We start from the raw sequence: 26,577 nt of genomic DNA, 5'->3' as shown, positions 1-26,577 counted from the left end.
CGACTTCGTCGATGCAGCTCACGAGTGCGGCTGCAGCAGAATAGACACGCACTGCGCCTCTCGCCGTCGATATCCCGCCCGACCTATGCGAAGTAATATATCGATATGGGACCTGACCTGCCCGTTGCGCCTGGGGCTCAGCGGAACCTGGGAGCCGAAGAGCTCTTCCGTCGACTGGCGACGTCGATCGCTGACGGCACCTATGCGCCCGGCGCGAAGCTGAGCGACAAGGCGATCGCCGACGACCTCGGCGTCACACGCACTCCGGTTCGAGAGGCCGTGCAGCGGCTCGCGCGAGCGGGGCTGATGGAAGTCCACGCGAATCGCTATTCGATGGTCACCGACATCACAGACGAGCGCTCGCGCATCACCCGCGAGTTCGCCGCGTCGCAGGGCGGGGAGATCATCCGCGAGGCCGCGCTCGCACTGTCCGAGGCAGACCTCGCCATCGCGTGCGAGCTGATCGGCGACGCCATCGAGTCGGTCGAGTCCGGCGAAGGATGGATCGAGGCCCATGTCGAGCTGTTCGAATTCCTGACCGACCGTGCGCTTAACGATCTCTATCGACTGATGCTGAGCGACTTCTGGTACCTGGTGTTCCGCGATCTCTACCTCGGTGAGCCGCGAGTGAACACGAGAGAGTCCCTCGAGGAGCTCGAGTCTGCGATGCGCGCCCGCAGTGCGAACGCCGGCGTGAAGGCCGTGCAGAGGATGCTCCGTCTGAAGTAGCGGATCGACTCCGAGGAGTTGGTTCCGGTCCCCCGCGCCCGAACGGGGGGACCGGATCAGCCGATGAGAAGGTCCGCATGCGCACCCACCCCCATGTGGGCGCTCAAGACCGAGAGACTCGAGGGCACCGTCTGGTTCGACCGACGGTCGAGCAGCAGAATGCGGCTCGTCGTGTTGCCAGCGTATTGGCGAGGCGCGTCCTGACGCTGATCGGGGCTCGACCATTGACGTGGTGACGCTCGAACTGCTAGGCCAACGCGCCGCAGGCGATCGGCCGGTGGCGACCGCCTGACTCCGGGCTGGATACGCTCGAACCATGCTCGAGACGTTCACCGGATTCGCGGTCGTGGGGGTCGCGATCGCGCTCGGCTACGTGCTCGGCCGGATCGATCTGCTCGGCCCGCATGCGCGGCATGTGCTCGGCCGCCTGATCTTCTTCGTGCTGTCGCCGTTCCTGCTCTTCACAGTGCTCGCCCATGCCGATGCGAAGATGCTCTTCTCGTCGCTGCTCCCCGTCTCAGCGATAGCGGCCGTCGCGATCATCGCGATCTACACCCTGGTGGCGCGGCTCTGGTGGAAGCGTCCCGTCGGAGAGACGCTGATCGGCGCCCTGTCGGCCGGGCAGGTCAACTCGAACAACATCGGCATCCCGCTGTCGCTCTACCTGCTCGGCAGCGCCGCCTATCCCGCTCCGGTGGTGCTCCTGCAGCTGCTGGTCTTCACGCCGGTCTCGCTGACGATCCTCGACGCCGTCACGAGCGACCGGGTATCGCTGCGCAAGACCTTCATGCGCACCGCGACCAACCCGATCATCATCGCCTCACTCCTCGGAACCCTCGTCTCGGTGCTGGGCCTCACCGTTCCGCCCATCGTCATGGAGCCCGCGCAGCTGATCGCCGACGCGGCCGTGCCGGTGCTGCTGATCAGCTATGGCATCTCACTGCACGGCCAGCGCGTGCTCGGAGCCCCCGGACACCGCCGCGACATCATCTTCGCGTCATCGCTCAAGCTCATCGCGATGCCTCTGATCGCCTGGGGCGTGGCCGAGTTCGTCTTCGGGCTGTCGTCGGCCGAGGTGCTGATCGTCGTCATCCTCGCAGCACTCCCGACCGCTCAGAACGTCTTCAACTACTCGCAGCGCTACGACATCGGCGAGACCATCTCGCGTGACACCGTGTTGCTGACCACGCTCGGCTGCCTGCCCGTGCTGGTCCTCATCATGTTCCTGCTGGGCTGAGCACCGCGGCATCCCGCCGGTCGCCGGCGTCGGAGAGGGTCAGCGGAAGATCGCGCATCACGACGACACTGTCGAAGACCGCAGCCCCGGCAGGAAGTGCCTCGAAGAACGACGACCGAAGGTGGTGCAGGCGAGCACCTTCGACCTTCCAGGTGTCGGACGCGAGTGCGACAGATTCGACCCGGCGTCGATCTCTGGTCGGTGACCACCCGACGCGACCGGAGCGGTAGAAGTCGGACGCCTCGTCGATCGATGCGAACAGCGTGCTGGACCACTCGCCGACCACCTCGACGTCCGCGGTGAGGCTGCGCCCGGCCGCCTCCATCGTGAGCGCGTAACGATCGCCGGACTCCTCGATCCGGAATCGCGCCCTGCGATGCACGCCGGGAAACAGGCGCCCGCCGAACAGCACCGGATGCCATGCCGAACTGTGGCGTTCGAAGATGAAGACTCCCTGCTCGACGCCGTCGGGGCCATCCCACTCGACGGCGATCCGATGAGCGGCGTTCTCGGAGCGGAGACCCCGTCGACTGTTCGACCAGCTCGGCCGGACCGATTCCAGACCCAGCACGCACACGCCGGCGACCGCAGAGCCGTCGATGATTCGTGGGCGGAACCCCGCGGGCAGCAGCGAGGCGGCGACCTCGGGGTCGACGCGATAGCTGATCAGCAGTCGCCGGCGCAACTGCGCCCGTACGTCGCGAATAGTCGTCATGTTGTGAATGTAGCACTGTAGCTAAATTCCTCCAAGGGTGTCGGTGTCCGGCCCTGCCCGTAGGTTGGATCCGTGGACAATCCGCTCATCTACATCGCCGTGATCGGCGCGATCCTCGTGCTGGCGATCTTCATCCCCCGCTGGGTCCGCCGCTCGACGGACGCGGCCGGCGACCGAGCAGGGCGGCACTACGCGACGACCCGCCTTACGGGGATCCTCGACGAACTGGGCACGACGTTGGTGCTGCACACGTCCGAGACGACGGCGCGCGAGGTCGTCGACGTCGTCGTGCTGCAGCAGCCGCGCAAGTTCACCCGGCTCGAGGGCGGTGTGTACGGCATCCGCTTCGTCGAGCCGGATGACGCGATCGTGCGGCTCGACGACGATGAGGACGGAGCCCGGCTGGAGGTCGAGCGGATCCGCGAGTACCTGGGAGTGCCGAACACCTCGGAGTTCTGGGCAGACCTGCGCTCGGGCGTCTCCGCCGCCGCCCACGCCAGGGGCATCGCGGTCTCTCCCGGACGACCCATCCACCACCGGCGCGACGAGGCGACCGGCACCTGGATGTCGGACTAGAGCGACACCGCGTCGCGTACCGGAACATCGGGTGCATCTCACAGCTGCCGCAACTAGGCTGAAGCTGCTGATGACGCACCCGGCCCCACCACAGCCGGCCTCGCGACGGCACCATTTCTCATCACAGCCCTCAGTCCCTCTGTGACCTGCGCCGGAAAGGCCGACCAATGAGTGAATCCCCCAATGACGACCGGACTCCCGACTTCTTCGACAAGCTGATCGAAGAGACACCGCGTGAGCAGTCCGGCTTCGCCGCCTCGTTCCGCGGCTACGACAAGGCCGAGGTCGATTCGGCTCTGAGCGCGCTGCGCAACCAGCTGCAGCAGGCGAAGGCCGAGCTCGCCGCCACCGAGGCGCGCCACGAAGACGCCGTCGAGGCGCTCCGCGAAGAAGAGCGCATCGCCCGTGAAGAACTCGAGGCCGAGCTTCTCGCCACCAAGGCGAAGGCCGCGGAGACCGAGCAGCAGGTCGCCACCCTGACCAACGAGCTCGTCGACACCCCGCGTGCCGACGGCCAGGAAGCACCGTCGCGCGAGCAGTTCGAGGCGATCCTCCGCGTCGCGGAAGAGCAGGCCAACGTGCTCATCCAGAACGCCGCGGTGCAGGCAGACCGCCTGATGGCCGCAGCTCGCGAAGAGGTCACGACGCAACGTGCCGAGGCGGATGCCGATGTCACCCGCATCATCGCGCACGCTCAGCACGATGCCGACCAGGTGCGCCTGAAGATCGACACCGAGTACACCGCGCACCAGGCGACGCTCGAGCGCGAGGCTGCGCACGCCGCCGAGCGGGTGCACCAGGCCACGCAGGAGGCCACCGCGATCCGCACCGAGGCCGAGAAGGGCGCCGCAGCGCTCCGCTCTCTCGTCACCCGTGAGACGACCCAGCTGCGCGCCGAGGCTGAGCGCGAGGTGCGCGAGATGAACGCCCGCGTGCTCGAGTTCGAGGAGACGCTCACCCGACGCCAGGATGACGCCCAGCAGGAGTTCCTCGTGCTGCACAACCAGGCCGTCGCGCACGCCGAGCGCATCACGAACGATGCCAACGAGCAGGTCGCCGCCTCACTCGATCACGCACAGCGCATCTCTGCGAAGGCCGACGACTACGAGCGCCTGATGCGCTCGCAGGCGCAGACCATCGAAGCGGACGCTCAGGTGCGTGCCCGCGACACGCTCGACCGCGCACGCGTGAAGTCGCAGAAGATCGTCGACTCGGTGACGGGACACACCTCCGCGGTGCTGCGGGATGCCGAAGACCAGGCACGGCAGCTGCGCTGGCAGCAGCAGCAGCTCGCCAGCTTCATGGCCGAGGTGCGCGAGCTGATCCGCCCGGAGGGCATCTTCAGCGATCCGCAGACCGGCGACGCCGTCGCCACGGTGGCGGACGCTGACGACGACGTCGACCCGCTCGATGCCGAGATCATCGAAGACGACCAGGATGAGACCGCAGAGCCCGTCGAGGAGTTCCGCGGCGACGAAGCCCTCGACGACGAGATCCTCGACGACGACGCCGAGACCATCGACGGCAAGATCACCATCGAGGTCGTCGAGGCCGACGAGAAGACCTCGCGCTGATCTCCATCGCCTGACGGAAGGGGCGTGAGCGGACACTCCGCTCACGCCCCCTTTTCTGTCCCCGCCGGGCATCCACCGATCGGTGGATGCCCGAGTCCGTCGTTTCACGGCTACCGCGCGAGCTCGTCTGCAGGCACGCTGGGAACATGACAGACAGCGTGATCGAGGTTCAGGACCTCCGCAAGGACTACGGCGGGTTCGCCGCCGTAGACGGTATCAGCTTCGACATCCGCCGGGGCGAGACGTTCGCGCTGCTCGGCCCGAACGGTGCGGGGAAGTCGACGACCATCGAGATCCTCGAGGGGTACCGACACCGCACGTCCGGCGAGGTGCGTGTGCTCGGCGTCGACCCGCAGCGCGGCGGGCTGGACTGGAAGGCACGCCTGGGCATCGTGCTGCAGTCGACCGGCGAAGCGGGCAACTTCACCGTGCGTGAGCTGCTCACCGAGTTCGCCGGGTACTACCCGCGCCCCCGCGACATCGATGAGGTGATCGCGGCGGTGGGCCTCGAGCAGAAGCAGCGCTCCCGCGCGGGAAAGCTGTCAGGCGGCCAGCAGCGCCGCCTCGACGTCGCCCTGGGGATCATCGGTCGGCCCGAGATGCTGTTCCTCGACGAACCGACCACGGGGTTCGACCCTGAAGCGCGACGCCAGTTCTGGGACCTCATCCGCTCGCTCAAAGCCGAGGGAACCAGCATCCTGCTGACCACCCACTACCTCGATGAAGCGGCTCAGCTCGGCGATCGTGCCGCGGTCATCACCGCGGGGCGGATAGCGGCGATCGGACCGATCGACGAGATCGGCGGCCCAGACGCACGCACGCCGGTGGTGCGCTGGCGGGATGCGACGGGCACGCGTCATGAGCAGCGAACATCGGCCCCCGGAGCGTTCGTCGCGGAGCTGCAGAGAACGGTCGGTGAACCGGACACCCTGGAGGTCGTGCGCCCGACCCTCGAGGACATCTACCTCGGCCTGATCCGGGAGCACGACGCCGCATCCGCCGCCGACCCCACGACAGACGACAGCCGCACCGACCTGAAGGAGCCGGCATGAGCACCACGACCGCGCCGACGCGCTTCGGCCTCCCCCGCACGATCCGGCTCGGCGTGCGTCGCATCGGCTTCGAGCTGCGACAGTACTTCCGCGCGGGCGATCAGGTCTTCTTCACGTTCCTGTTCCCCACCGTGATGTACCTGATCTTCGCGACCATCTTCACCGGCGACGTCGGCGAGGGCGCCGACAAGGTCAGTATGGCGACCTATTACCTCCCCGGACTCATCGCGGGTGGCATCTTCCTCTCGGGAGTGCAGGGCCTGTCGATCGAGATAGCCGTGGAGAAGAGCGACGGCACGCTCAAGCGCCTCGGCAGCACCCCGATCTCGCCCGTTACGTACTTCATCGGCAAGATCGGCGAGGTCTTCGTGACAGCGATCCTGCAGATGGCGCTGCTCCTCACCGTCGCGGTCGTGCTCTACAAGGTGCAGCTGCCCTCGGATGCCGAGTCCTGGAGCCTCTTCGCCTGGGTGTTCGCGCTCGGCCTTCTCTCGTGCACGCTGCTCGGCATCGCCCTGTCGGCGCTCCCCCGTTCAGGCAAGACCGCATCGGCGGTCGTGATCCCGGTGGTACTGCTGCTGCAGTTCATCTCCGGCGTCTACATCGCCTTCTCGGCGCTGCCCGAATGGCTGCAGAACGTCGCCGGCGTCTTCCCGCTCAAATGGATCGCGCAAGGGATGCGCGCGGCGATCCTGCCCGACTCGTTCAAGGCCGCAGAACCGGGCGGCGAGTGGGCACTCGGTCTCGTCGCGATCATGCTCGCGATCTGGCTCATCGTGGGCCTCATCCTCAGCCGCGCGACCTTCCGCTGGATCCGACACAACGGATGACACCGGCATCGCTGTCGCCCCGTCGCGCGGTACGACGTCTTCGCGGCGTCGGGCCGCGCATCGGGGTGGGCGGAACAGTGGAAGAGTGGTGCGCATGAGTCGCGTGATCCGTCGAGAGCGCCTGGGGTGGGACATCGCCGCGACCGCGCTCCTGCTCGCTGTGGCCGGGCTCTCCCTCACCCTCCCCCAGAACCTCGCCGGATCACGCTGGGTGCTCGTCGCCATCACGGTCGGGGTCTTCCTCATCTACGCGTTCGGTGCCCGCGCCTATGTGGGGATCCACGAGGGCGTCGAAGACCCTGCCCCGGCGGTCTCGGCGTTGCTGCAGATCGGGATGATCTCGCTCCTCGCGGTGGGCGTCGCGATCGAGCCGAACATGCTGCTGCTGCAGACCCTGGTGCTGCCGCTCATCTGGATGACGTCACGGTCGACCCTGCAGGCCGTGCTGGTCACGGTGGGCAACGGCGTCGTGCTCGGCCTCGCGTACGGCTACTGGGGCGACTTCACCGCTGACGCCCTCAGCACCGGTTTCATCTCGTCCGGGCTGTCGACCGCGTTCAGCCTCGCTCTCGGCCTATGGATCACGCGCATCGCCGAGTGGGGCGTCGAGCGCCAGCATCTGCTGGCGGATCTGACCGCTGCTCAGGCGGGCCTCGAGACCGCGAGCCGAGAAGCCGGTGCGATCGAGGAGCGCGCTCGTCTCGCTCGCGACGTCCACGACACGATCGCCCAGAGCCTGACGAGCATCGTCATGCTCGCAGAGCGCGCCCGCCTCGACGGCTCACCCGCGGCGATCGAGCTTATCGAGAGCGCGGCACGAGAGGCGCTCGTCGAAGCCAGGGCTCTCGTGGCCGTGACCTCGCCCGCGCCGTCCGCCGAGTCCCTCGGAGACGCGCTCCGCCGCCTCGGGGACCGATTCGCGAGAGAGACCGGCATGCGTGTCGACGTGTCGGCATCGGATGCCGTGCTGGCGCGTGACGTGCAGGTCGTCCTGCTGCGCTGCGCCCAGGAGGGCCTCGCGAATGTGCGCAAGCACTCCCGCGCCGCATCCGCTCAGATAACGCTGGCGATCTCCGATTCGGCGGAGCTCCGCATCCGCGATGACGGCCGCGGACTCGGCGGTGTCTCGATCGACGATGACCGCGGATTCGGCCTTGCGGGGATGCGGGACAGGGTCGCTCTCGTCGGCGGCAGCCTGACCGTCGCAGACGGGGCCCGGGCAGGCACCGACCTGACCGTGCGCATCCCGCTGCACGCCGACGCCGACGTCGACGCGGAGATGGAGACGACGCCATGATCCGAGTCATCGTCGCCGATGACCACCCGATCGTGCGGTCCGGCATCGTGGGACTCATCGCCCTCGATCCGGGTCTCGAAGTCGTCGGGCAGGCGTCGAACGGCGCCGAGGCGGTCGACCTGGCCGCTCGCCTGCGCCCCGATGTGGTGCTGATGGATCTCCGGATGCCAGGCACCTCGGGCATCGAGGCGACGTCGCGCATCGCAACCGAGCTGCCTGAGGTGCACGTGCTCGTGCTGACGACGTACGAGACCGACGACGACATCCTCGGTGCGATCGAGGCAGGAGCGAGCGGCTACCTCCTCAAGGCTGCACCGCAGGAGGAGATCGTCGCAGGAATCCGCGCCGTCGCCGGAGGCCATACAGTCCTCGCCCCGACGATCGCCGCCACGCTCGTCACGCGGATGCGCGGCGAGCGACCGGGCAGACCTCAGCTGAGCCCGCGGGAACGAGAGGTTCTCCGACTCGTCGCCGCAGGTCGCAGCAACCCGGAGATCGCTCGAGAGCTGTTCATCGGCGAGGCGACGGTGAAGACCCACCTGATCCACGTGTTCGAGAAGCTCGAGGTCTCCGACCGCACGCGCGCCGTGACGCTGGCGCTCGAACTCGGCCTGATCTAGACGACGACTCAATACGCGAACGGCCCCCATCCCGAGGGATGAGGGCCGTTCGAATCGACGTCGTGGGCAGTCTACGCGCGGACGAACTGGGCGGCCGCGGGGCAGTCGAACGGATCAGCACCGGCGGCGAGGCCGACACGGTTGAGGTACTCGATGACGATCGCGTACGAGCGCAGGAGGCTCGTCTCGGTATACGGCACGTCGTTCGCGATGCAGTAGTCGCGGACGATCTCACGGGCCTTGGCGAGGTTCGGACGCGGCATGTTCGGGAACAGGTGGTGCTCGACCTGGTAGTTGAGACCGCCCATGAGCCAGGTGGCCCACCATCCGCCGCGGATGTTGCGCGAGGTGCGCACCTGCTTCGAGAAGAAGTCGAGGCGAGCGTTCGGGTCGATGATCGGCATTCCCTTGTGGTTCGGGGCGAAAGACGCCCCCATGTAGACGCCGAAGACGGCGAGCTGCACGCCCATGAAGGCGAATGCCATGCCGAGCGGGAGCATCAGGAAGACCGGGACCAGAACGATCGCGAAGCGGAGCGCGATCAGGCCCAGCTCGATCCAGCGGCCCTTGGCCTTCTTGCTCGTCACCAGGTGCTTAACGCCGAGATAGTGGAGGTTGAGCCCCTCGAGCGTCAGCAGCGGGAAGAACAGCCACCCCTGCTTGCGCGTGATCAGGCGGACGATGCCGCGCGACTGCGCAGCATCCGTCTCGAGGAACGAGATCGTGTCGACCTCGATGTCGGGGTCCTTGCCGACCTGGTTCGGGTTGCCGTGGTGCTTGGTGTGCTTGGAGTCCCACCACGAGTAGCTGATGCCGACGACGCCGGCGGCCAGGATGCGAGCGAGGCGGAAGTTCGCCGGGCCCGAAGTGAGGATCTGGCGGTGCGCCGCCTCATGGGCGAGGAACGCCACCTGCGTGAGGACGAGGCCGAGCCCAGCGGCGATGAGCAGCTGGAACCAGCTGTCGCCGAGCAGGATGAAGCCCGTGATGAGCCCTCCGAGAGCGACGGCGAGGCCGGCGGCGACGAAGATGTAGAACCATCCGGCGCGCTGCAGGAGGCCGGTTTCCCGGACGACCTGCGACACCTGCTTGTAAGCGTGCGTCATCGGGGGGATGTCTGCGTTACCGGCATACGTCTGACGTACCGGTCCGAGCGTGGCTGCGGTCTTTTCGACCTGAGAAATGGAGATGTTGCTCTCCCGTCGATTGGAGCCCTTGAGCTGTGGTAAGCCCAAGGCAGATCGCCCAACGCTTAACTCAACCTAACCCCCCGCACATGCGCCGTGGGGAATACGTCGACACCCCTTGACGATTCACAGGTGCTGTGAATGAAACGGTCAGGCGCGGGCTCGTCGCGGACGGCTCCTGAGCGCGCGCGGGAGCGCGAAAGAGAAGGCGCGTGTGCGGCGCTTCGAGGTACTGGCGGCCTCGAGGGCCTCGCGCGCGTCGTCGAGGGAGGCGAAGGCGCCGACCTCGGTCCCGCGCTGGTCTCGGGCGAGATGCGTCGTGCCGTCGAACTCGACGAAACCGGCGAACTCGCCGGATCGCGTCGCGACGTGCACGTCTGCATCGGCCTGTTTCCAGGTCAACGGATCGGAAGGAGGGAAAGTGGTCATGCTCATGGTCATACTCATTGCTGTGTGACGGGCGCGCGATGTCGCGACCCGCAAGATGTGAGATCAAGGGCGGATACCGCGCGCATCGATGCACATGGTCCGGAATGGCCCTGATCAGTGGCTCCGTGGACGGCCTAGATAGGGCCAGAACACACGGTGCTCCATCAGTCTAGCAGGTCGGCATCACCGGTGCGCGATGATTCAGCCGCCGGCCGGGACCCACACACGTCGCGGGTGGCCTGAGGATCCCGCCACGATCCAGGCACCCGCGGCCTCGGGCCGCGTGTCATCGACGACATCCGCCGTCGGATCGTCTGCCGTCGGATCATCTGCCGTCGCCTCGTCTGCCGTCGCCTCGTCTGCCCTCGGATCGATCGATCTCCGCTCGCTCGTCTCAGGGACCTCCCCCGCCGCCCACGCGTCGCGGATGATCCGCCGCGGGTCGTACTGCCGCGGATCCAATGCGGTCCAGTCCTGGCGGATGTTCTCCACTCAGATCTCCAACTCCACTCGCCGCGCCGCATCGCCTGCGAGCAGGGTGACCCGGCGGACGAGCGCCCCGAGACGGCCCGCGTACTCCGGAAGCCGTCGAGGACCGATGATCACCGCCGCGATCAGCGCCACCAGAAGCAGCTTCTCGATGGTGAGTCCGAACATCGTCATCCCTCCGTCGCGCCGTCTGCCGCAGCAGCCGCCCTGCGGTCGGCGGTGCGGTCATGGATCCAGGCGATGAGCAGCGCCACCACGAACAACACCGTCATGGGAACCGCTATCAGGAACATCGACAGCACGTCGGCCGCGGGCGTCACGATCGCGCTGAACAGGACGATGGCGACGATGACGATCCGCCAGCTCCTCGCGATCGCCCGGGCCGAGACCACGCCCAGCAGATTCAGCATCACGAGGAACACGGGAAGAACGAACGCGATACCCGTGGCGAGCACGATCTTGAGGATGAAGTCGACGTAGTACGACGCCTGCAGCAGGGTGCTGTCCTCGGTCGAAGCGAAGCTCGCGAGCAGCTCGACCATGTGGGGGAAGAGCAGGAGACCCGCCAGACAGCCGCCGATGAACAGGGGGACGGATGCCGCGAGGAACCCGAACGTGTACTTCTTCTCCCTGGTGTTGAGGCCGGGGGCCAGGAAGGCGAGCATCTCGTACATCCACACCGGACTCGACAGAGCGACACCCGCGAAGAGCGCGATCTTGAGCTTGAGGTCGAAGGCCCCGGTGATGCTGTCGTAGTTCAGGCTCGCGTCACGCGATTCGGCGAGCGCAGTGATGGGGGCCCTGACGACTTCGAGGATCTGGTCGGATAGGAGATACCCGGCCGCCACCCCGACCAGGAGCGCCGCCACCGCACGGAACGAGCGCCTGCGCGCCTCCCGCAGGTGAGACGACAGCGGCATCCTGGTCGGGGCGGGCGATCTGCTCGCCTCGACGGCGTCAGCGGCGAGCGCGGACACCGTCTACTCCGCGGCCCGCAGAGCAGGCCTGACGACGTCGGCGGAGTCGCTCGCAGGGTTGCCGATGCTCGGAGCCGGCTCGATCCGCGCCTCGCTCGAGGTCTCTGCGACCTCCGACTTGAGGATGCGCATGGACTGCCCGACGCTCTTTGCGAGGGCCGGGAGCTTCGCGGCGCCGAAGATCAGTACGACGATCGCGAGGATGATCAGGGCGTGCCACCCTGTGAGGTTCTGAAGCATGTCTTCCTTCTCTCTTGTGTGGAGTGCGTGATTCGCGTTCAGTCGGACGGCGGCTCACCGCCGCCCCCGGGGCCGCCCTCGCCGCCCGACGGTGCGGAGCCCGCGTTCGGCGTCGCGGTCGTGTCTACGCCGACCACGAGCGCTGCGGAGTATCCCGTGCCCACGTCACCGGTGACCGTGGCCAGCTGAAGCGCGGCGGAGTCGTCGCCGAAGACGTTGTCTCCGGCGAGGCTCGTCTGCGAGAGATTCTGCGCGGATCCCGGGTACCGGGAGTCGGCGTACACGGTGGCGCAGACGTCCTCCGGCAGCGCCAGCTGGGACGTGGCGATGGCGTTGGCCGAGTCGGTGATCGAGTCGACGTCGGGGTAGACCTCGAAGTGGATGTGCGGCCAGCGGCCCGAATAGCAACCGGGGAAGATCGAGGTGAACGAGACCCTGCCTTCGGCATCCGCGACCTGCACTCCGCGGAGGTAGGTGACGTCCTCGAGGCCGGAGGAGTACATCGAGTACTCGCCTTCAGCCGTGCAGTGCCATGCGTAGACCGCGACTCCCTCGAACGGGACGCTGCCGTTGGCGAGGTCGATGACCTGAAGCTCGAAGGTGAGCGGTATGCCGTCGGCGGTCGCCGACCCGTCGATCGAGGTCGTGATGTCCTGACGCACGATGCCCGAATCCTCGAGGACATCCGGCCCGTTCGATCCGTCGCCGGGGTAGGGCCCTGCGGTCTCATCGGGGATCTCCCCCGCCGCGGTCGTGGTCGTCGACCCAGACGAGCCTCCGGTGTCGGTCGTCGATATCGAGTCGCCCGAGCTCGACGTGCTGCTCTCCGACGGCGCGCACGCGGCGAGGACCATCGCGCCCACGCCGAGACCGGCGAGCCCGAGGACGCCGCGGCGGGTCACCAGGGTGCGGATGTCGAACGCGGCGCCCTGATCGACGACCTCCTCGTCGGCGCGGTCGAGCAGCCGCCCCTCATAGGTCGGGCCCTCAGGGGTCTGGACGGGTTCGGGAATGCGGCTCATGATCGTGCTCCTCTCGGTGTGGACGGGTGTCGATGTACCCATGGTCACGGAGGATGCGATCAGCGAGCTATGCCGCGCCTATGCGATTTCTATGGCTCCCGGCGAACCGGTGGATGCAAGACGAGCACGACCACGATCACGACGAGGACGGCGGCCGTGATCACCACCGGGATCGGCAGCATCGAGTCGAGCAGCACCACGGCCGCACCGAGCGGGATGACCGTGTTCACCACCCTGTCGGCGTGCTCGCGGATAGCGATCCACCAGATGCCGAGCAGGAAGATCGCGATCGGGATGGCCACCGTGAGCGAGGCGACGGGCTGGGAGAGATGGCTCGCGCCGGTCAGGACGTCGAGCTCGACCTCGATTCCGGCGGAGAACGCGGCGGCCGCGGCGAAGACGAAATAGTGCGAGTACCCGTAGCGGAGCGTGCGGCCGAGCGTCGTGATCGCCCGGTGGTGGGGCGGCCAGAAGTAGATCCACCACAGCGATGCGGTCACCACCAGCGTCAGCACCGAGATCGAGATGAGCGGAACGAAGGAGTCGAGCTCGTTCTTTGCCTCGATGATCGCGTTGGCGGAGGCGAGGAGGCTCTCGCCGAGCACGATGAGCGTGAAGAGACCGTAGCGTTCGGTGATGTGATGCGGATGCCACGGCGTCTGCCCGCGGCGCTCGGCGAACACCGGCACACCGACCTCGACGAGAGCGAACGCCACGAACGCCACGAGCTGCAGTGGTCCGGACGGGATGAACAGGAACAGCACCCACAGCACCTGCACGCCGGCGATGCCGAAGGCGTACCGGCGGGTGGCGGCCTTCAGCTCCCCCGCTCCACGTGACGCGCGCAGCCACTGCCCGATCATCGCGAGGCGCATCACGATGTAGCCGATCACCGGAAGGGTGAAGTCGCCGTGCTCGAACGCTGCGGGGATCCCGGCCGCCAGCACGAGCACTCCACCCATCTGCACGATCGTGGTGACGCGGTAGAGCCAGTCGTCGGTGTCGAACGAGGTGGCGAACCACGTGAAGTTCATCCACGCCCACCACACCGCGAAGAACACCAGTGCATAAGAGGTGATGCCGTGGACGAAGTCGCCGTGGCTCAGCGCGTGGTGCAGCTGGGCCGAGGCGATGCTCACGGCGACGACGAAGACGAGATCGAAGAACAGCTCGAGTGTGCTGGCGCTGCGGTGGGGCTGCGCGGGATCCCTGGGCAGCATGCGGCTGAGATGGAATCGGGGCGCGGAGGTGGTGGTCACGCGGTCAGAATATCGGCGCCATTCCCGATCCGAGCACGCGTACTGGAATAAAGGTTGATCCACTCGCGGGAATTATCTTCCGCTGAACGTTCGGTTCCGCTAGAGTGAACGAAGTCTGCAGTGCCTGCTGCCAGCAACACCGTGTGGGACGGTGACCGCTACTCGTGATTTGGGATCACGGATGCAGCAGGACCCGAGGGGTCGGGACGCAGACGATGCCATGGACGTGGGGTCCGTGGTCTGGGGAATATCTGGGGATAACTATGGCGCACTGGGGAATTCTGCGTACATTCAGGGCTCAAGGGGCTTCGGCATGACTTCCGTCGAGGATGCCTTGAGCATCACTCGCACGGGGTCGGTCTTCACGCCGGTCGCTGCCCCGCGAGCCGCCAAGTCGGTCACGCGCACGGTGGTCACACCTCGCGTGTCCGCAACGCTGGAGCGGCGCCGCCAGTGGGAGCGGCGCTATCGGATGCGGCTGCGGATCACGGATGCTGGGGTCATCGTGTTCGCGGTCGGAATCACAGCAGCGGGCCAGGTGATGACCGGTGTCGCAGGGGAAGAGGCCCTGCGCAACGGCATTCTGCTGGCCTCGCTCTGGTATCTGATGCTCGGCGCGCTGCACACCCGTGACGCAGCGCTGTTCCGCGCCAGCGCCACCGAGTATCGCGGTGTGGCACACGCAAGCGGGCTGGCGTTCGGGATCATCGCCATGCTCAGCGTCGTGCTCGGCTGGCAGACGATGCAGCTCGTGCTGCTCGTCGGCCTTCCGCTCGGTGTCCTCACGCTGCTCGTCACCCGCTGGGCGTGGCGGCACTGGCTGACGGCGCAGCGTGCGCGAGGGCGTTTCGCCTCGCGCACGCTCGTCGTCGGCAACCGCGACGACGTCGAGTACGTCATCCGCACCCTGCACCCGATCGGCGCCTCCGGGTACCAGGTCGTGGGCGCGACGCTGCTCGACGGCAACGCACGTGACGTCGAAGCCCGCGGAGCGCAGTTCCCGGTGCTCGGCAACGTCAACTCCGTCTCCACCGTGGCCGCCGAGCTGGGCGCAGACACGATCATCGTGGCGAGCCGCCCCGACGGCGAGCCCGACTTCGTGAAGCACCTCAGCTGGCAGCTCGAGGGCACCGCCGCCGAACTCGTACTGTCGAGCCGCCTCACCGACGTCGCCGGGCCGCGCATCTCGTTCGCCCCGGTCGAGGGCCTTCCGCTGATCCAGGTGCAGATCCCCTCGTACGAGGGCGGTCAGCACGTGCTGAAGCGCGCGCTCGACATCATCGTCGCCTCCGTCGCGCTCATCCCGATCGCGCTGATCACGCCGATCCTCGCGCTGCTCGTGAAGCTGGATTCTCCGGGCCCCCTGTTCTTCTCGCAGGAGCGCGTCGGACGAGACGGCCGCACCTTCAAGATCATGAAGTTCCGCTCGATGAAGACCGATGCCGAGCAGCAGCTCGCGACGCTCAAAGAGCAGAACCAGGGAGCCGGCCTGTTGTTCAAGTTGAAGGACGACCCGCGTGTCACCCGCGTGGGCCGGATCCTGCGCAAGCTGTCGCTCGACGAGCTGCCGCAGTTCTGGAACGTCCTCATCGGCGACATGAGCGTCGTGGGTCCGCGTCCGCCGCTGCCGACCGAGGTCACCGCCTACGACGGCACAGTGTTCCGTCGTCTGTACATCAAGCCCGGCATCACGGGCCTGTGGCAGGTGTCCGGACGCAGTGACCTCTCGTGGGACGAGAGCGTTCGCCTCGACCTGCGCTATGTCGAGAACTGGTCGGTCATGAACGACCTGCAGATCATGTGGCGCACCGCCAAGGTCATGGTGCGGCCCAGCGGGGCATACTGAGTACATGATCAAGGGGAATGCCCTCACCATTGCGATGGTGGGGACACGGGGGGTGCCCGCGGCCTACGGCGGATTCGAGACCGCTGTCGAAGAGGTAGGTCGACGACTCGCAGATCGAGGTCACGACGTCGTCGTCTATACGCGAGGTTCGAAGAGCCGCGAGAAGAAGTACCTCGGGATGCGGGTGGTGCATCTCCCCGCGGTCCCCGTGAAGCAGATCGAGACGCTGAGCCATACCGGATTCTCGGCACTCCACCTGATCTTCCGACGGCGTCCGCACGCGGCCTTCGTGTTCAACGCCGCGAACTCGCCGTTCCTGCCGCTGTTCCGCCTGCGACGGGTGCCCACCGCCCTGCACATGGACGGGCTCGAATGGCGAAGATCGAAATGGGGGCCTCGCGGCAAGGCCTACTACCGGTGGGCGGAGCAGTTCGGCGTGCGCACGGGTGACGCGCTGATCGCGGACGCGCCCGGCATCGCCGACTACTACACGCATCAGTTCGACGTGCCCACCGAGATGATCCGCTACGGCGCTCCGATCCTCGACGCCGTCGCCGACGCCCGCCTCGACGAACTCGACCTCAGTCCCGGCGGCTACCACTTGATCGTCGCCCGTTTCGAACCCGAGAACCACGTGCTCGAGATCGTGGAGGGCTTCCGTCGGAGCTCCGCGAACCTGCCGCTCGTCGTCGTCGGCTCCGCCCCGTACAGCAACGAGTACACAGAGCAGATCCAGCGGGCCGCCCAGGGCGACGAACGCATTCGCCTCGTCGGTGGCGTCTACGACCAGGAGCTCCTCGACGCACTGTACTTCCACGCGCTCACCTACGATCACGGTCACTCCGTCGGAGGCACGAACCCGTCGCTGCTGCGGGCGATGGGCGCCGGCACGGCGACGATCGCCTTCGACGTGCCGTTCAATCGTGAGGTGCTCGACGGCAACGGATGGTTCTTCACCACACCGGAGGAGGCGGCAGCGGCGTTCGAGCGTGCCGAGGCCGACCATGCCGGGACGCGCGACAGCGGACCCCGCGCTCAGCAGCGGGCGCAGGCGGTGTTCCGCTGGGATGAGGTGGCAGACGCCTACGAAGATCTCGCTCGACGGCTCTCATCGGGCGAGAGCGTGCACAGGATCGCTCGCCGTGCGCGCCGACGGGCGGAGGACTGGTGACCGGCTCCTCTTCCCGGACCATCCTCGTCGCACACCCGGGTGCCGAGATGTTCGGTTCCGACCGCATGCTGCTCGAGAGCGTCATCGGCTTCGTCGAGAGCGGTGCGCGCGTCGTCGTCGCACTGCCGGGGCGTGGAATGCTCGACGTCGAACTCCGCAGAGCCGGCGCAGAAGTCGTCATCATTCCGATGCTCGTCCTGAGAAAGGTCCTGCTCACGCCCCGTGGCCTGCCGACGCTGTTCCGCGACATGTTCCGCGGTCTCGGCGCATCCTGGCGGCTGATCAGCGAGGTGCGCCCTGACATCGTCTATGTGTCGACCATCATCATCCCGCAGTGGCCAGTGATCGCTCGGCTGCGTCGCTGCCATGCGGTGAGCCACATTCACGAAGCAGAAGCTTCCGGCAACCGCCTGGTGAACGCGCTGCTCTACCTCCCGCACCTGGTGTCGAATCGCACGCTCATCAATAGCCGGTTCAGCCTCGAGACTCTCCGACACTCCATTCCTCCGCTCGCCGATCGCGTGGAGGTCGTATACAACGGCGTAGCATCACCTCCTGATCCATCACCGCCGCGGTCGCGATTGGGAGGAACCCTACGCGTTCTCTACGTCGGGCGCCTTTCTCCGCGAAAAGGGCCGGACGTCGCGATCCGCGCCGCTGGCGAGCTGGCGCGCGCCGGGCAAAGGGCGACCGTCACTCTGCTCGGGGCCGTTTTCCCGGGGTATGAGTGGTTCGAGGAGGAGCTGCGAGCCCTCGCCGAAGAGCTGGCCGTAGACGTCGCATTCGCCGGTTTCCACCCGGATATATGGCCGTTCCTCGACCAGGCCGATGTTCTCGTCGTCCCCTCCCGGGTCGATGAACCGTTCGGGAATACGGCCGTTGAGGGCGTGCTTGCCCTCCGTCCGGTCGTGGTCAGCAACAGCAGCGGTCTGCGTGAGGCTGCGAATGGGTACGACACAGCATTATTGATCGCGCCCGACAGCCCAGAGGCCCTCGCTCAGGCGCTCGCCGACATCGTCGCCCGTTGGCCCGAAGTGGTAGCGGCGACCCCGCGAAGCCGCGTCGACGCCCAAGAGCGGCACGCCCCCGAGCTGTATCGACGACGAATCGCCCAAGCCCTCGGCCTGGCCACGGGCCCGCTCACGACTGGCTGAGCTGCTGAATCTGATGCATTCCTCGAGAGACCTGCGTCGCGAGAGCTGATGTCTCTGCGAGCACCCCTTTCACCCCCTGGACGTGCGCCCTCCGTCGTCCATGATGAAAGTCCGGGATGTCCAGTTGCGCCATCGGCGAAGCCGCCCGTGTGAACAGCCCTCTTCGCGGCTGAAGGTCGAGCGTTCCCCGTCGTGCATCGAGAAGAAAGGCGTACGCAGCAAGGGACTCGGCGCGCAGGGTACCTTGAACCAACTTCAGTTCCGCTGCATCGAACGGTTTTCGTCCCAGTTCGACGGCTTCCCGGAGAGTGAAGAGGCCACCCCTGCTACTGGGCAGCAGTCGAGCGGTTGCAGCGCGCTCCTCGCGGGATGCAACGACGATCAAGTCATGGCGCGCGAGCTGCCCCGCATCCAGGGCAGTGGAATGATGTCTTTCTGCGTAGGCGATGCCCTCGGGCTCGGCTGCGATCACCGCAGCACCTATCTCGCAGATCCCGAGGCCTGACGAGGTTGCCGTGCCAGCGCTGCTCACCGCCACGTCGACGTTTTTCGCGGCGGATGAGGCGAAGGCAAAGGCCATGACAGGCGAACGGCAGATGTTCGCCTTGCACACGAACAGGATCGCCGTCACCGAAGCCTCCCGCTCTGGAGCGATGTCGCCGGCTGACCCCAGATCAGCCTCACGTCGCTACGGCTCCATCGTATACAGGTACTTCTCTTTCTTCTGCTCGCGCACGTTGTTGAGCACCAGGCCAGCCAGATTCGCCCCAACCCCTCGGAGCGCGGCCAGGCAGCGCTCCAACTGCGCACGTGTCGTCTTTCGCGTATTCACAACAACGATCGTGCTGTCCACATACTGGGAGATGATCGTTGCGTCGGCCACCGAGAGCAGCGGAGCTGTATCGATAACCACGAAGTCGTACCGCGGGCGGAGGCCCTCCACCAGCTCCGTCATCTTCTGGGAGGCAAGCAATTGCGCAGGATTCGGCACGTGCTCACCTGCAGTGAGCACGTCGACTCCTGCGGTGCTGATCACGGCATCGTCGAAGGTGACGGCGTCGACAAGCACCGATGCCAAGCCAACCGCATTCTCGAGACCCAGGACGTTCGCGACGTTAGGCCGCCGAAGATCGGCGTCGACGAGAAGCACTCGATTTCCCATCTCGGCGAACGCGAGGGCTGTGTTGACCGACATGGTCGTCTTGCCCTCCCCTGCGATGGAGGAAGTGACCGCGAGAACGCCGATCTGATGCTCGACCGCCGAGAATCGCAGTGCCGACCGAACCTGCCGGAATGCCTCTGCTGCCGATCCATTGGGGCTGATGAGGAAGGCTGCACCCTGCGCGGGGTTGCGGCGACGGGGAACCAACCCGAGGACCGGCAGGTCGGTGACCCCCTCGAGGGCCGCGACGGAACGCACTCGGCGGTCCAACAGTGCCCAAGCCGATAGCGCGAAGAGAGCACCGAATGCGCCCAGCACGACACCCAGCACCGCATCTTGCGACTTATTGGGTGAGGACTGGAATTGGGCGGGGGCGCCCGGGTCGATCACGCGCGCACCCACTGTAGATTCACCGCGATCGTCCTTCGGCGCGATGTCATAGACGACCTCGGTGAGATTGTCAGCGACGGAGTTGGCGATCTCTGCGGCGTCGCGGGGGTCGGCCGACGCGGCGGTTATATCGAGGATCACCGTGTTCTGCGGGATGGTCACAGCGACCGCCCGCCGCAATTGCGGCAGAGAGATGTCGATGCCCGCCTCGGCTAGGTCCTCGACCACGGGCTCGAGCACGGCGCCGGAGGTGGCGAGCGAAGCGAACGAGAGCATCTGGTTCTGCGTATACGCGGAACCCTGGTTGATGTCGGAGCCACTTGTCGCCGATCGCATGGAGAAATAGATCGAGGCGCTCGAGTGGTAGATGGGCGTACGTGTCGAGCTGTATCCGAATGCGGCGGCACCGCCGACGATCGCTACGAGGACGACGACCCACCACAGCTGGAGCAGCACACCCGGGAGTCGTGCGGCTGCGTTCTGTGACGGGTTCACGGGACCTCCAAGATAGATCGCTCATCGCCGGACGTGATGAGAGCGGACCGACGACGAGAGGACTCAACACTACAAGCCGCGACGGCCACGCCCGCGACGAACCAGAGGAACTGCGCGTATTGCGTGATGAGCGCGACGGTAGCCAACGCCGGCAGCTGGCTCAGCACCGCCACCGCGGCTGGATTCCCCCTGCCGCTGAACACCACCGCCGCGCAAACGGCCAACATCACTACGAATAGAGCCAAAGGAATGAGCCCGTGCCTCAGTCCAGTGAGGATCAGAGCGCTGTCGATGGATTGGAAGCCGCCGTAGTAGTCGATACCGTCGGCGGACACTTCTCGAGCGGGGGTCACTCCGATGTAGACCATCTGACGCACTAGGGGCAACAGGTCGGCCCGATACTCCGCACTTCCTGCCGCTTCTTCCCCCGCGTCATCGAAGACCGTGGAGATCAGGGGCATCGCGACCGCAGTCGCGATCAAAGTCACGCAGGAGACAGCAATGCGATGCGCGGGCCGGATGTATCTCCCGAGGAAGAGGGCGGCGAAGACGACGACGAGCACAAGTCCGACGAGTCCGATTCGACTGAAGGTCATGACCACTGCGGTCGTCACGATCGCGAAGGCCGTCGCCTTCACCCACAGTCGCCACGGCGTGGCGAGCAGGAAGGCGCTCGAGACCGCCAGGCTCGAGCCGAGCGAGATGGAATGGCCGAACGCCCCCTCCGCACGGAGCAATCCGCCCCGGTACTGCAGACTCGTCCACATCTCCCCGGCGACGCCGGGAAGGGTGACGAAGAGATTACTGCCGCTCAGGAACTCCGCGATCGCAAGGACGGAGGCACCCACTGCCCCCACACTGATGCAGATCGCGATCCACTCCATGCCCACCTGGGCGAACGCCACTCGCCCCCAGGCATATGGCAGTAGCCATGAGAGCACGGAGTACTGGACGTGCCCAGGGACGCCGCCGAAGAGGAGTCCGAGAAAGATCGACAGGAATGCGCCGACCACAAGTGTGTCGATCACGGTCCATCGGAGCTTCGATTGCGGCGCGCAGGCGGCGAGGCTCGCGATGGTCAGGATGTCCAGCACAGTCAGGGTGATCGACTGGATGGAGAAATTGACGTACACGGGCGTGAAGAACAGCGCAGCAGCCCAAAGCGCCACGGCCCATCGGGAGTCGCGGCGATACAGCAACCACAGCGCCAGTCCCGCGTTCGCTGCGATCAACAGCACCGCGACCGTGGTGAGCGGATTTCCAGCCACTGTGCCTCCCCGAGAGTCGATGATAGCGTCGTCCACTGTGAGCCGAGCAGCGACCGACGATTCGACGCGCATAGGGTGGATGGACAGCGTCCGTGGTCTAGCCATCGTGCTGCTGCTGCTGTGGCATGCCAGCGCGGTCCCCGAGCTCTACGACGTTCAGATGCCCGAGTTCATCCGTTCGGCGAATGCCTTCTTCATGCCGTATCGCATGCCGACGCTGATGCTTCTCTCCGGCTTGCTCTTGGCGCGCTCGCTGCAGAAACCGCTACCGACGTATATCGCAGGGAAGCTGGCCATGATCGTGTGGCCGTATGTGGTGTGGGTGCTCATCGCCAAAGCAACATTCTTGGATGTGGAGGGCCTGCCCTGGTGGCACTGGCGCGCGTGGTACGCCACCTCCTACCTCTGGTTCCTCTTCTTCATCGCGGTCTACTATCTCGCCGCGCCCATGTTCTCTCGGCTTCCCGCGTGGATTCCAATAGGTCTGGCTGCCGCAGCGGGGCTCGTGCTCCCTTATGGGAGTGTCGAGCAGCGACTCGCGTACTTCGCTGTCTTCTTCTTCGTCGGCAACTGGCTGGCCCGGCACCCGAGTGCGCTCGAGCAGGCGACTCACGGTCGCGCAATACTTCTGGCCGGCGTGCCCGTGATCGGTTTCGGCATTGCGGCATGCCTGTGGACGGACCAACTGCAGTATTCGGTATGGGGCGCGCCGATCAGCGTCGCCGGAGCCTTGTTGTGCGCTGCCCTGTTCTCCCGACTCGAGCGCCGGGGCCGTGGGCAACCGATGCTGCGGTTCGTCGGACGATCCTCGATCGTGTTCTACGTCAGTCACTTCCCCGTGATGGCACTCGTCACCCTCGCTGCGGGCGACCATCTGCAACCGTTGATACTTGCCTGCATCAACCTCGTAGCAGCGGTGCTCGTCGGCTGGGCGCTCGCTCTGTGGAAAGAGCGCATCCCCATCAGGTGGCTGTTCCAAGCCCCCCGCCCGTTCGCGCGCGGGGTGGAGAAGATACTCGGCGGGGCCACTCGGCGCCCTGCAATATAGGAACCCCGAACGACCGCCACGGTATAATGTGACCGGTGGCTACGGTCATCCTGGGGAGGAAAACAGTGCGAGTACTGGTTGCATGGGCTGGGGACACATCGCCCAACCTCGGAGTGAGAGCACTGGGCCGCGGCTCCGTAGATTTGCTCCGTCGCGTCTGGCCGGACGCCGAATTCACGCTCATCGACTTCGGCAACCGCCCGCAGTCCATCCCGTGGGGCCGTCCGCGATCGCTTGTCAAGGAGCGTGTGCTGGGGCGGGCAGGAATGATGGATTGGCTGTCGCAATTCGATCTCCTCTGGGACACTCGCTCCGGGGACAGCTTCGCTGACATCTATGGCGCGGAGCGCCATGCGAAGATGTCGCTCGTCCATGAGTTCGCCAGCCAGACCGGCATGACCACCGCCCTTGCTCCGCAGACGATCGGCCCGTTCACGAGCAGGCAGGGCCGCTTGCTCGCACGACGTAATCTGCGGCGGTCCTCCCTCGTGTTCGCGCGAGACCCGATCAGCGCAGCGGCCTCGGCTCGGCTAGGCCGCCCGGTGGACGTCAGCGCCACCGACCTGGTCTTCGGAATCGACCAGCCAGCGACGACCGGAGAATTGTCGGACGTGCTCCTCAACGTGTCCGGATTGCTGTGGCGAGGGAGCGATCACGTGGACAGCGAGCGCTACCGGGAACTCATCCGCTCACTCATTCCCGCCCTGATCGCGGAAGGACGCCGGGTGACCCTGCTCCCCCACGTCCTCGACTCTCACGACCCTGACAACGACGTGCCCGTCTCGCGAGAACTCGAGAAGGAGTTCGACGGTCTCATCGACGTGCGGGTGCCGATCGATCTCGAAGATGCTCGCTCAGTGATTGCCGGCTCCGAGCTCGTCATCGGGGCGCGGATGCACGCGTGCCTGAACGCATTGTCCACCGGAACGCCAGCCGTCGCGATGGCCTACTCTCGCAAATTCCGGCCATTGATGAGCGAGTTGGGCTGGGAGCACGTGGTTCCGCTGGATGACCGGGATCTGGGCCTTCACGCAGTGATGGCCCAGGTCAGGGCGCCGGGTCTCGCGCAGCGCGCCGTCGATGCCCGAGCCACGGGTCGATCCCTCCTCGGTTCCGTCGCACAAAGGCTGGAGCAGCTCGCGTGAGCGGGGTGCGCACTCGGGTAGACGAGGTCGTCAGTCGCGACGCATGCAGTGGCTGTGGGTTATGCACGCATCTCGACCGAGCGCTGCGGATGGATTACGACGCGGACGGGTACCTGCGGCCTGTCTCGATCGGAGCGCCCGACGAGATCGACGATGCCCAGCGCCTGTTCGACAGGTCGTGTCCAGGTGTGATCGTTCGTGCGCCACGGATCCCCGGGCGTCACCGTCACGATCTGCTCGGCGACTATGTCGAAGCGTGGGAGGCGTGGGCTGTCGACGAGGAGGTGCGGTTCGCTGGCAGCAGCGGAGGAGCGCTCACGGCCCTGCACTCCTGGCTTGTGGCCACCGGGCGCGCAGCCAGCATCATCGGCGGTGCGAAGGACCCGGCGGAACCCCGGCGCTCCGTCGCCGTGAAGATCATGACCAGAGAACAGGCAATCGCCGCAGCCGGCTCACGCTACGCGCCGCTTGCCACCCTGTCTCACCCCGATGCGCTCACCGCCTCGGCGGTCACCGCCAAGCCCTGCGAGGCATCAGCGCTGCGCGCCTTTGCCGGCAGCGGCACCAACGCTCCGCTCATTCTCTCGTTCTTCTGCGCCGGGACGCCCAGCCAGAAGGCTACGGACACTCTCCTGTCGTCTTTGGGCATGCCGCCGGAATCGAAAGTCGATGACCTCTGGTACCGCGGCCAGGGATGGCCGGGTCGGTTCACCGCTGTATCGGGTGAGAATCGCGTGGACGCGGAGTATGAGAGCTCTTGGGGCAGCACTCTCGGACCGACGACTCAATGGCGTTGCAAAGTCTGCGTCGACGGTGTGGGCGAATCTGCCGACATCGTATCGGCCGACTCCTGGGCGACAGACGAACGGGGCTACCCGCAATTCGCCGAGGACGCAGGCATGAGCGCGCTGATCGCAAGAACGCAACGCGGGAGAGACGTCATCCTCGAGGCAGTCTCCGAAGGTGTCATCGCCGTTCGCCCCCTCGATATGTCGCGGCTAGCGGGTGCGCAGCCGCTGCAGACGACCCGGCGTCGCTATCTCCTGGCTCGTTTGATCGGCTCGCGTCTGGCCGGCCGCGTGCCCCCGAGATATCGTCGGTTTCGGTTCTTCACCGAAGGCCTCCGCGACCCGCGCACATTCGTCAGGGTATTGCGCGGCACGCGCCGCCGCGTCCGCCAGGCAATGCGACAGTCGTGAGTCCGTCACTGGCGCACACCGCCGCACGGGGAGCGTTCTTCACGATACTGGCTCAGATCGCAAAGATCGTGCTCCAGCTACTCGGAGTGGTGATCCTGTCCCGTCTGCTGTCTCCTCACGACTACGGTCTCTTGGCCATCGTCCTCGTGGTCGTCGGTGTCGGCGAAATTTTCCGGGACTTCGGACTCACCTCTGCCTCCATTCAAGCCCCCGAGCTCACCACCGGGCAGCGCGACAACCTGTTCTGGGTCAACGCCGGCATCGGGGTGTTGCTCACGGTGGCACTGTATTTCCTCTCCTGGCCGATTGAATCAATCACGGGCGAGGCTGAGATCCTGGGAGTCGTGCAGTGGCTCGCGCCGCTGTTCCTCTTGAACGGTCTCGCCACCCAGCACCGCGCGAATCTGTCGCGCGAGCTCAAGTTCCGAGCGCTCGCCATCACGGAGGTGACCGCGACAGCCTTGGCTCTCGCCGCCGGCATCGCTGCAGCGCTGCTCGGAGCCGAGTACTGGGCACTTGTCCTTCAACAACTGGTGCTCGGAACCGCGATGCTCGTGGGCTCCGTGATCGCGGGTCGGTGGCTGCCTAGGCTGCCATCGCGCAAGCACAGCATTCGGAGCATGCTCCATTTCGGGTGGAACATCGTCGCTACCAACATGCTCATCTACGGTGGATCGCAGATCGACACAGTCATCATCGGACTGCGCTTCGGAACGACATCCCTCGGTCTCTACAACCGCGCATTCCAACTGGTGATGACGCCTCTCGGTCAGGTGCGGGCACCGATGAAGGGCGTCGCGCTCCCCGTCCTGTCTCGAGTGCAGGAGGATCGGCCGCGCTTCGACACCTACATCGCCTCTGCGCAGCTCGCCCTCGGCTACGCTCTCGGGATCCCGCTCGCACTGCTGGTGGGCCTTGCAGAACCGGTGGTTTCGGTGATGCTCGGTTCGCAGTGGGGCGACGCCGCCCCTATCGTGAGGTGCTTCGCGATCGCTGGGATGCTGACGACCCTGTCGTACGTGGGGTACTGGGTCTACCTCTCGCGTGGTCTCGGCAAGCAGCTGTTCCGCTACACCATCGTCACCACGCTCATCAAAGCAGCGTGCATCGCGGTGGGGTCGATGTTCGGGCTAGTCGGCGTGGCAGTCGCGTTCGCCATCGCACCCGCCATCGCCTGGCCGCTCTCGATCGCATGGCTCGCGCGGATCACGCCGATGCCGGTACGTCGCCTCTATGCAGGAGCCGCGCGAGTTCTTCTGCTCGCCGGCGGCGTTGCGCTCGCGGCTTATGGCGTGAACGCGACCGGCCTGCCCTCCGTCGCATCGATCGGCGTCGGAATCCTGGCAGGCGGAGCAGTTGTCGGTCTGCTCCTGGTCTTCCCGGTGTTCCGGCACGATCTGAAGAGCCTGGTCGAGTTCGTGAAGCTCATGCTGACGCGGTAAAAAGTGACGCCCGTCCGACCGGGG

The 26,577-nt window shown here is 66.3% G+C and carries 27 protein-coding genes; 15 read left to right on the top strand and 12 right to left on the bottom strand.

What is annotated here, in order from left to right:
- Positions 1 to 105 precede the first annotated feature (105 nt).
- A complete protein-coding gene (locus FIV50_RS02595; RefSeq protein WP_140036066.1) occupies positions 106 to 729 on the top strand; it encodes a GntR family transcriptional regulator in 624 nt (207 codons plus the stop codon).
- A 316-nt stretch (positions 730 to 1,045) separates the two neighbouring features.
- Positions 1,046 to 1,966, top strand: a complete 921-nt coding sequence (locus FIV50_RS02590; protein WP_140036065.1) for an AEC family transporter — start codon at positions 1,046 to 1,048, stop codon at positions 1,964 to 1,966.
- Here FIV50_RS02590 and FIV50_RS02585 read toward each other — a convergent pair.
- Positions 1,947 to 2,681 (bottom strand): DUF2071 domain-containing protein, encoded by a 735-nt coding sequence (locus FIV50_RS02585; RefSeq protein ID WP_140036064.1) that lies wholly within the window; start codon positions 2,679 to 2,681, stop codon positions 1,947 to 1,949. The two genes, FIV50_RS02590 and FIV50_RS02585, sit on opposite strands and share 20 nt — an antisense overlap.
- 72 nt (positions 2,682 to 2,753) lie before the next feature.
- Here FIV50_RS02585 and FIV50_RS02580 point away from each other — a divergent pair, with 72 nt between their 5' ends.
- From FIV50_RS02580 to FIV50_RS02555, 6 genes are all read left to right on the top strand, one after another.
- Positions 2,754 to 3,257 (top strand): hypothetical protein, encoded by a 504-nt coding sequence (locus FIV50_RS02580; protein ID WP_140036063.1) that lies wholly within the window; start codon positions 2,754 to 2,756, stop codon positions 3,255 to 3,257.
- 167 nt (positions 3,258 to 3,424) lie between these two features.
- Positions 3,425 to 4,831, top strand: a complete 1,407-nt coding sequence (locus tag FIV50_RS02575) for a cell division initiation protein (RefSeq protein ID WP_140036062.1) — start codon at positions 3,425 to 3,427, stop codon at positions 4,829 to 4,831.
- 146 nt (positions 4,832 to 4,977) lie between these two features.
- Positions 4,978 to 5,883 carry an ABC transporter ATP-binding protein gene (locus FIV50_RS02570; RefSeq protein WP_140036061.1) on the top strand — a complete coding sequence of 302 codons (906 nt, stop codon included), beginning with the start codon at positions 4,978 to 4,980 and terminating at the stop codon, positions 5,881 to 5,883.
- Positions 5,880 to 6,713: an ABC transporter permease gene (locus tag FIV50_RS02565; protein ID WP_140036060.1), complete on the top strand. Its 834-nt coding sequence runs from the start codon at positions 5,880 to 5,882 to the stop codon at positions 6,711 to 6,713. The genes FIV50_RS02570 and FIV50_RS02565 overlap by 4 nt, the downstream gene beginning before the upstream one ends.
- A gap of 94 nt (positions 6,714 to 6,807) precedes the next feature.
- Positions 6,808 to 8,010 (top strand): sensor histidine kinase, encoded by a 1,203-nt coding sequence (locus FIV50_RS02560; RefSeq protein ID WP_140036059.1) that lies wholly within the window; start codon positions 6,808 to 6,810, stop codon positions 8,008 to 8,010.
- Positions 8,007 to 8,630, top strand: a complete 624-nt coding sequence (locus FIV50_RS02555) for a response regulator (RefSeq protein ID WP_140036058.1) — start codon at positions 8,007 to 8,009, stop codon at positions 8,628 to 8,630. Before FIV50_RS02560 ends, FIV50_RS02555 begins: the two co-directional genes overlap by 4 nt.
- A 71-nt stretch (positions 8,631 to 8,701) precedes the next feature.
- Here the strand turns inward: FIV50_RS02555 and FIV50_RS02550 are convergent, their stop codons facing one another.
- From FIV50_RS02550 to FIV50_RS02515, 8 genes are all read right to left on the bottom strand, one after another.
- Positions 8,702 to 9,820 carry a fatty acid desaturase family protein gene (locus FIV50_RS02550; RefSeq protein WP_308810397.1) on the bottom strand — a complete coding sequence of 373 codons (1,119 nt, stop codon included), beginning with the start codon at positions 9,818 to 9,820 and terminating at the stop codon, positions 8,702 to 8,704.
- Between the two features lie 147 nt (positions 9,821 to 9,967).
- Positions 9,968 to 10,252, bottom strand: a complete 285-nt coding sequence (locus tag FIV50_RS02545) for a hypothetical protein (protein WP_140036056.1) — start codon at positions 10,250 to 10,252, stop codon at positions 9,968 to 9,970.
- Positions 10,253 to 10,447: 195 nt separating this feature from the next.
- Positions 10,448 to 10,738 carry a hypothetical protein gene (locus FIV50_RS02540; protein ID WP_140036055.1) on the bottom strand — a complete coding sequence of 97 codons (291 nt, stop codon included), beginning with the start codon at positions 10,736 to 10,738 and terminating at the stop codon, positions 10,448 to 10,450.
- Positions 10,739 to 10,909 carry a Sec-independent protein translocase subunit TatA/TatB gene (locus tag FIV50_RS02535; RefSeq protein WP_140036054.1) on the bottom strand — a complete coding sequence of 57 codons (171 nt, stop codon included), beginning with the start codon at positions 10,907 to 10,909 and terminating at the stop codon, positions 10,739 to 10,741.
- Complete coding sequence (tatC, locus tag FIV50_RS02530; protein ID WP_308810385.1) at positions 10,906 to 11,712, bottom strand: twin-arginine translocase subunit TatC; 807 nt, start codon at positions 11,710 to 11,712, stop codon at positions 10,906 to 10,908. The genes FIV50_RS02535 and tatC overlap by 4 nt, the downstream gene beginning before the upstream one ends.
- A 3-nt stretch (positions 11,713 to 11,715) precedes the next feature.
- On the bottom strand, positions 11,716 to 11,952 hold the full coding sequence (tatA, locus tag FIV50_RS02525) for a twin-arginine translocase TatA/TatE family subunit (RefSeq protein WP_140036053.1): 237 nt from the start codon (positions 11,950 to 11,952) through the stop codon (positions 11,716 to 11,718).
- 38 nt (positions 11,953 to 11,990) lie between these two features.
- Positions 11,991 to 12,974 (bottom strand): intradiol ring-cleavage dioxygenase, encoded by a 984-nt coding sequence (locus tag FIV50_RS02520; protein ID WP_140036052.1) that lies wholly within the window; start codon positions 12,972 to 12,974, stop codon positions 11,991 to 11,993.
- A gap of 89 nt (positions 12,975 to 13,063) precedes the next feature.
- A complete protein-coding gene (locus FIV50_RS02515) occupies positions 13,064 to 14,194 on the bottom strand; it encodes a low temperature requirement protein A (protein WP_140038594.1) in 1,131 nt (376 codons plus the stop codon).
- A 352-nt stretch (positions 14,195 to 14,546) separates the two neighbouring features.
- On the opposite strand from FIV50_RS02515, the gene FIV50_RS02510 reads away from it, so the two are divergent.
- The 3 genes from FIV50_RS02510 to FIV50_RS02500 are packed head-to-tail and all read left to right on the top strand — an operon-like array spanning position 14,547 to position 18,404.
- Positions 14,547 to 16,079: a sugar transferase gene (locus tag FIV50_RS02510; RefSeq protein ID WP_140036051.1), complete on the top strand. Its 1,533-nt coding sequence runs from the start codon at positions 14,547 to 14,549 to the stop codon at positions 16,077 to 16,079.
- Positions 16,080 to 16,083: 4 nt separating this feature from the next.
- Positions 16,084 to 17,250, top strand: a complete 1,167-nt coding sequence (locus FIV50_RS02505) for a DUF1972 domain-containing protein (RefSeq protein WP_258184379.1) — start codon at positions 16,084 to 16,086, stop codon at positions 17,248 to 17,250.
- Complete coding sequence (locus FIV50_RS02500; protein WP_258184378.1) at positions 17,247 to 18,404, top strand: glycosyltransferase family 4 protein; 1,158 nt, start codon at positions 17,247 to 17,249, stop codon at positions 18,402 to 18,404. The genes FIV50_RS02505 and FIV50_RS02500 overlap by 4 nt, the downstream gene beginning before the upstream one ends.
- Here FIV50_RS02500 and FIV50_RS02495 read toward each other — a convergent pair.
- From FIV50_RS02495 to FIV50_RS17610, 3 genes are read right to left on the bottom strand one after another with little or no spacing between them, the layout of a single operon-like run.
- Positions 18,391 to 19,035: an arsenate reductase/protein-tyrosine-phosphatase family protein gene (locus FIV50_RS02495; RefSeq protein ID WP_140036050.1), complete on the bottom strand. Its 645-nt coding sequence runs from the start codon at positions 19,033 to 19,035 to the stop codon at positions 18,391 to 18,393. The genes FIV50_RS02500 and FIV50_RS02495 overlap by 14 nt on opposite strands.
- A 57-nt stretch (positions 19,036 to 19,092) precedes the next feature.
- Complete coding sequence (locus tag FIV50_RS02490) at positions 19,093 to 20,412, bottom strand: polysaccharide biosynthesis tyrosine autokinase (protein WP_258184506.1); 1,320 nt, start codon at positions 20,410 to 20,412, stop codon at positions 19,093 to 19,095.
- A 35-nt stretch (positions 20,413 to 20,447) separates the two neighbouring features.
- The gene (locus tag FIV50_RS17610; protein WP_181164312.1) at positions 20,448 to 21,719 is read right to left on the bottom strand and encodes a hypothetical protein; all 1,272 of its coding nucleotides are present in this window, start codon (positions 21,717 to 21,719) and stop codon (positions 20,448 to 20,450) included.
- A gap of 79 nt (positions 21,720 to 21,798) precedes the next feature.
- On the opposite strand from FIV50_RS17610, the gene FIV50_RS17605 reads away from it, so the two are divergent.
- The 4 genes from FIV50_RS17605 to FIV50_RS02465 all read left to right on the top strand — a co-directional run bounded on the left by FIV50_RS17605 (position 21,799) and on the right by FIV50_RS02465 (position 26,553).
- Positions 21,799 to 22,767, top strand: a complete 969-nt coding sequence (locus tag FIV50_RS17605; protein ID WP_181164311.1) for an acyltransferase family protein — start codon at positions 21,799 to 21,801, stop codon at positions 22,765 to 22,767.
- 35 nt (positions 22,768 to 22,802) lie between these two features.
- Positions 22,803 to 23,912 carry a polysaccharide pyruvyl transferase family protein gene (locus tag FIV50_RS02475; protein WP_258184377.1) on the top strand — a complete coding sequence of 370 codons (1,110 nt, stop codon included), beginning with the start codon at positions 22,803 to 22,805 and terminating at the stop codon, positions 23,910 to 23,912.
- Between the two features lie 89 nt (positions 23,913 to 24,001).
- The gene (locus tag FIV50_RS02470; protein ID WP_140036046.1) at positions 24,002 to 25,111 is read left to right on the top strand and encodes a Coenzyme F420 hydrogenase/dehydrogenase, beta subunit C-terminal domain; all 1,110 of its coding nucleotides are present in this window, start codon (positions 24,002 to 24,004) and stop codon (positions 25,109 to 25,111) included.
- On the top strand, positions 25,108 to 26,553 hold the full coding sequence (locus FIV50_RS02465; RefSeq protein WP_140036045.1) for a lipopolysaccharide biosynthesis protein: 1,446 nt from the start codon (positions 25,108 to 25,110) through the stop codon (positions 26,551 to 26,553). Before FIV50_RS02470 ends, FIV50_RS02465 begins: the two co-directional genes overlap by 4 nt.
- The last annotated feature ends 24 nt before the right edge of the window (positions 26,554 to 26,577 follow it).

It is taken from the genome of Microbacterium foliorum, from assembly GCF_006385575.1.
GTDB lineage: Bacteria > Actinomycetota > Actinomycetes > Actinomycetales > Microbacteriaceae > Microbacterium > Microbacterium foliorum_B.
The sequence above is the reverse complement of the archived record's forward strand: the minus strand, read 5'-3'. Positions and strand labels throughout refer to the sequence as shown.